We start from the raw sequence: 5,798 nt of genomic DNA, 5'->3' as shown, positions 1-5,798 counted from the left end.
AGTGGATGCGCTGGTTCCGCGAGGGGCGCATATCCCAGAAGCTCGGGTGGCTCACCCCGGACGAGCGCCGCGCGGCGCTGGGCTATCCGGTGCTGTAGGATGTACAAGAAAACGTCCGCGGTCCCAAAATATGTTAACCCTGACAGTTTTCTTGAGTATGTAATCCTTGTTTGAGCCGGATCTCAAAGTGAGTGGCTTCGGGCGTTTGAGTCCCTCTTTCTGACCTGCGGTTTTCATGCTCTCTCATGCTGAGGATAAGAACTCGTCCACTCGTCTGTGCCCAAATGGGCAATTGTCTTAGGAAAAGCATAGAAAAATGGATTACATACTTCGAATTACTGTCACAAAGGCCGTTAAGTTGCGAACGCGAGGCCTCCGGACCTGATTTCCGTTGCTCCGACGCTCTTTAATGCGCGGGATTGTGACACCAACAATTGGCACACTGCCCGGGATTGGGCGAAACAGGCGAGAAAACGGCGCAGTTCCCAGATAAAAGGCTTTCGAAAAGAAACCTACTGTAGGAATTTCACTAACCTTCAAGGTGTGTGAACGCTGCGTGGTACGGTTGTGAGTAATTGCCCTGCTCCGGGCTACCTTTGCTATCCTAAAGCAATAACGACGCTGCGTTCGGGCGTCGTTTAGCATGAAAGGGCTTCGTTTATGACCACTACAAACGCACATTTGACCAGACGGGCCTTCTTGGGCGGGGCGGCGGCTTTCGGCGTCGCGTCGCTTGCGGTGCCCCATTCGGCATTTGCTGACGAGCTTACGTCATCAGAGGTGCAGGCGCAGGCCGATGAGGCTCGCTCCAAGCTCGATGCTATGCGCGTACAGCTGGGCAAGGCGTCGGACTCATACAACGCCGCCCTCGAAGAGCACGACACCGCCACCGCCAAGATGGACGAGGCGCAGAAGAAGATCGACGAGAACACCGCTAAGATTTCCGAGCTCCAGGAGAGCCTGGGCGGCCGCGCCCGCGGCATGTACCGCGACGGCCAGATCACCTTCCTCGACGTGCTTCTGGGCTCGTCTTCCTTCGACGACTTTTTGAAGAACTGGGATACGCTCCAGACGCTCAACGATGCCGATGCCGACATGGTTTCGCAGACCAAGACCCTGCGCGAGGACAACGAGAAGCAGAAGGCCGAATACGAAAGCCAAGCCCAGCTCGCCCAGCAGAAGATGGATGAAGCATCCGCGGCTCAGGCCGAGGCCGAGCAGCTTGTGGAGCAATACCAAGCCGAGGTGGATTCGCTCGACGCCCAGGTTGCCGAGCTGCTCGAAGAAGAGCAGCGTGCTGCCGAGGAGAAGGCGGCTGCCGAAGCCGCGGCTGCCGCCGAGGAGGCGGCATCGAGCAATGGCGGGTCGAGTGGCGGCGCCGATAGCTCGGGCGAGGAAGATTCCTCCGGCGGCGAATCCGATGGCGGGTCGGACGGAGGCAGCGCAGGCGGTGGTTCGACTGGCGGCGGCACTTCGAATGGCGGCAGCTCCGGCGGGTCTTCGTCTGGCGGCGGATCGAGCAGCTCGGGCGGCGGGTCCAGTTCCTACGGATCGGCGGTGCTCGCGGTGGCTCAAGCCCAGATCGGCGTGCCGTATGTGTGGGGCGGAAAGACCCCTGCGGGCTTCGACTGCTCTGGCCTTACGCGCTATTGCTGGCTCAACGGAGCGGGCATTGAGATTGGCGGCTATACGGGTGCCCAGTACGCCTCCGCCGACTGGATTGGATCGGTGAGCGAGGCGCAGATAGGCGACGTGCTCTACACCGATGGACACGTGGGCATTTGCGCGTCCTCCGGCGGCGGTAGCTACATCCATGCGCCGCAGCCGGGCCAGACGGTTTGCTACCAGTCTTCATCCTGGTGGAACCCGTGGTATGCTGCTCTTCGTTGGTACTGATGAATCTTTCAGCGGGCGTCCGAATTGGGCGCCCGCTGTCTATGGTGGCCTTGTGCAAAACAAATTGATAGGTTGAAACGCGCAAGTTTGTGCTAGTATATAGCGCGCTGTTTGCAGAGAAGTCGGGACGTGGCTCAGTTTGGTAGAGCGCTGCGTTCGGGACGCAGAGGCCGCAGGTTCAAATCCTGTCGTCCCGACCATCTTCGGCAGTAGCTATGTAGTCCTCTTAAAGCCCAAGGCTTTGAGATTTGGAGGGAATGCATGAAAATTTTCGGACTTGGAGTTCCTGAGCTTCTTATCATCCTGGCGGTCGCACTGCTTATCTTCGGCCCCAAGAATCTTCCCAAACTCGGTAGCGCTCTGGGTCGCACGGTGAAGAACCTGCGCGACGGCATGGGTTCCAAGAAGGAGCTCGAGGAGATGGACGAGGAAGAGGAAGAGCCCGAAAAGCCCGTCCGCAAGAAGAAGCCTGCTGCTTCTGCCAAGGCCGCATCGAAGGAAGCCGAGAAGGAAACCGACGAGGAGTAAATCCGGTATCACAGATGCTTAAGCGGTATGTCGGCGATGAGTCGACGTACCGCTTTTTACGTTTAGTGGAGCACGCTCGGCGTGCCTGTTTTTTAGGTAAGGTGTTTTGCAACAATGGCTAACAACGACTACATTCTCACCCCGGAAGGCAAGGAGAAGCTCGAGCAGGAGCTGCACTACCTGGAGCACGAGAAGCGCGCAGAGGTGGGCGAGCGCATCAAGGTGGCGCGCGAGTTCGGCGACATCTCCGAGAACTCCGAGTACGACGATGCTAAAAACGAGCAGGCTATGCTCGAGGCTCGCATCTCTGAGATCAACCAGATTCTGTCCGAGGCCACTGTGGTTTCCACGCCCAAGCGTTCCAACAAGGTGAACGTGGGCAGCACCGTTACGGTGAAGATGGGCGCGGGCGAGCGCGTGTTCACCATCGTGGGCGGCGCCGAGGCCGATGCTGCTGCCGGCAAGATCTCCAACGAGAGCCCCGTGGGCGCTGCGCTTTTGGGTCACAAGAAAGACGACAGCGTTGTTGCCGTGGGCCCCACCGGTCGCGAGATCAATATGACCATCCTGAAGATCGAGCACTAACCGTTCCGGCGGCTTGTCGGCCGCCGGAGCTTCTCTGCAAGACGCTGCGATGTTGCGCGGGCGCCTGGCACCTCATCTTGCCCCTTCCTCACCTTTGCGCGTGCGGCGCCGCCTAGCGGCACGCTACCGCCCGCTTGCATAGGTGGAGCCAAGCAAGGCCCTCGGCCTGCTTGCCGGGATTGCAACGGGGCAGTCTGGGGCACCAGGCGCCCGCTTGCTGTTTCGTCCCGATTCCGCGGCGTTTGTTGAGATGCGGGTCATATCTGGCATTTCATCCTGATTCCGTAAGGTTTCTGAATTCGTGCTGCAGATACGTTAGAATTCACACGGTTCGAAACACCGCTACGACTAGGTATTAAGAGGTATTTCATGAGTGAGAACACTGAGATTTCCCCTGAGCTTTTGAACGACGAGCGCGCGCTGCGTCTTGCCAAGCGCGAAGCATACATCGAGGCGGGCACCAACCCGTATCCTGAGCACTCCGAGGTGCGCGATTACGCTGCCGACATCGATGCGAAGTATGCGGACCTCCCCAACGAGGCCGAGACCGAGGACGTGGTGAAAATCGGCGGCCGCATCGTTGCCAAGCGAGGCCAGGGCAAGATCATGTTCGTCGTGGTTCGCGACGTGACGGGCGACATCCAGCTGTTCTGCCGCATTAACGAGGTGCCTGAAGCTTCCTGGGAGCTGCTGAAGAAGCTCGATTTGGGCGATATCATCAACGTGGAGGGCATTGTGGTGCGCACCAAGCGCGGCCAGCTGTCCATTTCTCCGCGTTCCATCGTTCTGCTGTCCAAGGCCGTGCGCCCGCTGCCCGAGAAGTTCCACGGCCTCTCCGACAAAGAGACGCGCTATCGTCAGCGCTACGTTGACCTGATCGTGAACGAAGATGTGCGCGACACCTTCCGCAAGCGCTCCGCCATCCTTTCGGCTTTCCGCCGCTACATGGAGGACAACGGCTACATGGAGGTGGAGACGCCCATTCTGCAAACCATCCAGGGCGGCGCTACCGCCAAGCCCTTCATCACGCACTTCAACGCGCTCAACCAGGAGTGCTACCTGCGTATCGCCACCGAGCTGCACTTGAAGCGTCTGCTCGTGGGCGGTTTCGAGGGCGTGTTCGAGATCGGACGCATCTTCCGCAACGAAGGCATGGACCTCACGCACAACCCCGAGTTCACTACCATGGAGGCGTATCGTGCCTACTCCGACCTGGAGGGCATGAAGGCGCTGGCTCAGGGCGTGATCAAGGCCGCCAACGCCGCCATCGGCAATCCCGAGCAGATTGAATACCAGGGCAAGACCATCGATCTGTCGGGCGAATGGCCCAGCCGTCCCATGACCGACATCGTGTCGGAGGTGCTGGGCCGCGAGGTGACCATCGATACTCCCGCCGAGGAGCTGGCGGCCGAGGCCAAAGCGCGCGGCATCGAGGTCAAGCCCGAATGGACGAGCGGCAAGCTGATTGCCGAGATCTATGACGAACTGGGTGAGGACACCATCGTGAATCCCACGTTCGTGTGCGACTATCCCATTGAGGTGAGCCCGCTTGCCAAGCGTTTCGAAGACGATCCGCGTTTGACCCACCGCTTCGAGCTGGTGATCGCCGGCCATGAGTACGCCAACGCTTTCTCCGAGCTCAACGATCCTGTTGATCAGGCGGAGCGTTTTGCTGCGCAGATGGAGGAGAAGGCCGGCGGCGACGAGGAGGCAATGGAGTACGACGAGGACTACGTGCGTGCGCTGGAATACGGCATGCCTCCGGCGGGTGGCATCGGCATCGGCATCGATCGCGTGGTGATGCTGCTCACCGATAGCGCCTCCATTCGCGACGTGCTGCTGTTCCCGCATATGAAGCCCGAGAAGGGCAGCAAATCCGGTGCCGCCGCAGCCAAGGCTGCGCAGGAGGCGGGCGCAGGGGCGGCATATGCTCCCAACAAGGTGCCTACCATCGACTACTCCAAGGTGGCCATCGAGCCGCTGTTCGCCGACGAGGTCGACTTCGATACGTTCAGCAAGAGCGATTTCCGTGCGGTGAAGGTGAAGGATTGCTTCGCGGTGCCCAAGAGCAAGAAGCTGCTCCAGTTCACGCTCGACGACGGCACGGGCGAGGACCGCACGATCCTTTCCGGCATTCACGCGTATTACGAGCCGGAGGATCTGATCGGCCGCACCCTGGTCGCCATCACCAACCTGCCTCCGCGCAAGATGATGGGCGTGCCCTCGTGCGGCATGATCATCAGCGCCGTGCATGAGGAAACGCTTGAGGATGGGACCACCGAGGAGCGTCTGAATGTGCTCATGGTGGACGATGCCATTCCCGCGGGAGCTAAGCTGTACTAAGCACAACGGGTTTCTTGCGTTCGTGCGATTATCCGTGAACAAATAAGGGCCTCGGATTATACCGGGCCCTTTTGTTTAGAGGTGTGGTGAAGGAAAGCGCTCTAAGCGGTGATTATCGTGCCGGTCTCGCCGCGAAGCCCCGCGGCGGCGCACTCGAGCGAGGTGATGAGCGCCCTGCCCTGGGGGCGGGCCTCCACGTACTCCAGGCACGCCTCCACCTTGGGGAGCATCGAGCCGGGGGCGAACTGGCCCTGCTCGATGTACTCGCGGGCCTGGGCGGCGTCCATGACGTCGATGTCGGCCTGGTCGGGCTTCCCGTAGTTCACGGCCACCTTCTCCACGGCGGTCAGTATCACCAGCATGTCGGCGTCGAAGGTCGCGGCCATCATCGCGGCGGAGCGGTCCTTGTCGATGACGGCGGGCACGCCGGTGTAGGCGTCGTTGGC

Annotated in this window: 5 protein-coding genes and 1 tRNA gene; 5 read left to right on the top strand and 1 reads right to left on the bottom strand. The window is 60.2% G+C overall.

The window, feature by feature from the left end:
* Nucleotides 1-660 precede the first annotated feature (660 nt).
* From DMP06_RS11140 to lysS, 5 genes are all read left to right on the top strand, one after another.
* Nucleotides 661-1,896 carry a coiled-coil domain-containing protein gene (locus DMP06_RS11140; RefSeq protein ID WP_123209804.1) on the top strand — a complete coding sequence of 412 codons (1,236 nt, stop codon included), beginning with the start codon at nt 661-663 and terminating at the stop codon, nt 1,894-1,896.
* Between the two features lie 123 nt (nt 1,897-2,019).
* Nucleotides 2,020-2,096: transfer RNA gene (locus DMP06_RS11135), tRNA-Pro, on the top strand.
* Nucleotides 2,097-2,157: 61 nt separating this feature from the next.
* Nucleotides 2,158-2,424, top strand: coding sequence for a twin-arginine translocase TatA/TatE family subunit (gene tatA / locus DMP06_RS11130; RefSeq protein ID WP_123209803.1), 267 nt, complete (start codon nt 2,158-2,160; stop codon nt 2,422-2,424).
* A 114-nt stretch (nt 2,425-2,538) separates the two neighbouring features.
* Nucleotides 2,539-3,009 (top strand): transcription elongation factor GreA, encoded by a 471-nt coding sequence (gene greA, locus DMP06_RS11125; RefSeq protein ID WP_123209802.1) that lies wholly within the window; start codon nt 2,539-2,541, stop codon nt 3,007-3,009.
* A 369-nt stretch (nt 3,010-3,378) separates the two neighbouring features.
* The gene (gene lysS, locus DMP06_RS11120; RefSeq protein WP_123209801.1) at nt 3,379-5,352 is read left to right on the top strand and encodes a lysine--tRNA ligase; all 1,974 of its coding nucleotides are present in this window, start codon (nt 3,379-3,381) and stop codon (nt 5,350-5,352) included.
* Between the two features lie 101 nt (nt 5,353-5,453).
* On the opposite strand, the gene DMP06_RS11115 is transcribed toward lysS, so the two are convergent.
* A partial coding sequence (locus tag DMP06_RS11115) for an amino acid kinase family protein (protein WP_476712875.1) occupies nt 5,454-5,798 on the bottom strand: 345 nt, incomplete at its 5' end.

This window comes from Slackia equolifaciens (assembly GCF_003725995.1).
Lineage (GTDB): Bacteria > Actinomycetota > Coriobacteriia > Coriobacteriales > Eggerthellaceae > Slackia > Slackia equolifaciens.
This window is presented reverse-complemented; position numbering and strand designations above follow the sequence as displayed.

Bases quoted from the DNA above. Each gene is read 5' to 3' on its own strand.
- DMP06_RS11140 (WP_123209804.1), top strand. From the start codon at position 661: ATGACCACTACAAACGCACATTTGACCAGACGGGCCTTCTTGGGCGGG.
- tatA (WP_123209803.1), top strand. From the start codon at position 2,158: ATGAAAATTTTCGGACTTGGAGTTCCTGAGCTTCTTATCATCCTGGCG.
- greA (WP_123209802.1), top strand. From the start codon at position 2,539: ATGGCTAACAACGACTACATTCTCACCCCGGAAGGCAAGGAGAAGCTC.
- lysS (WP_123209801.1), top strand. From the start codon at position 3,379: ATGAGTGAGAACACTGAGATTTCCCCTGAGCTTTTGAACGACGAGCGC.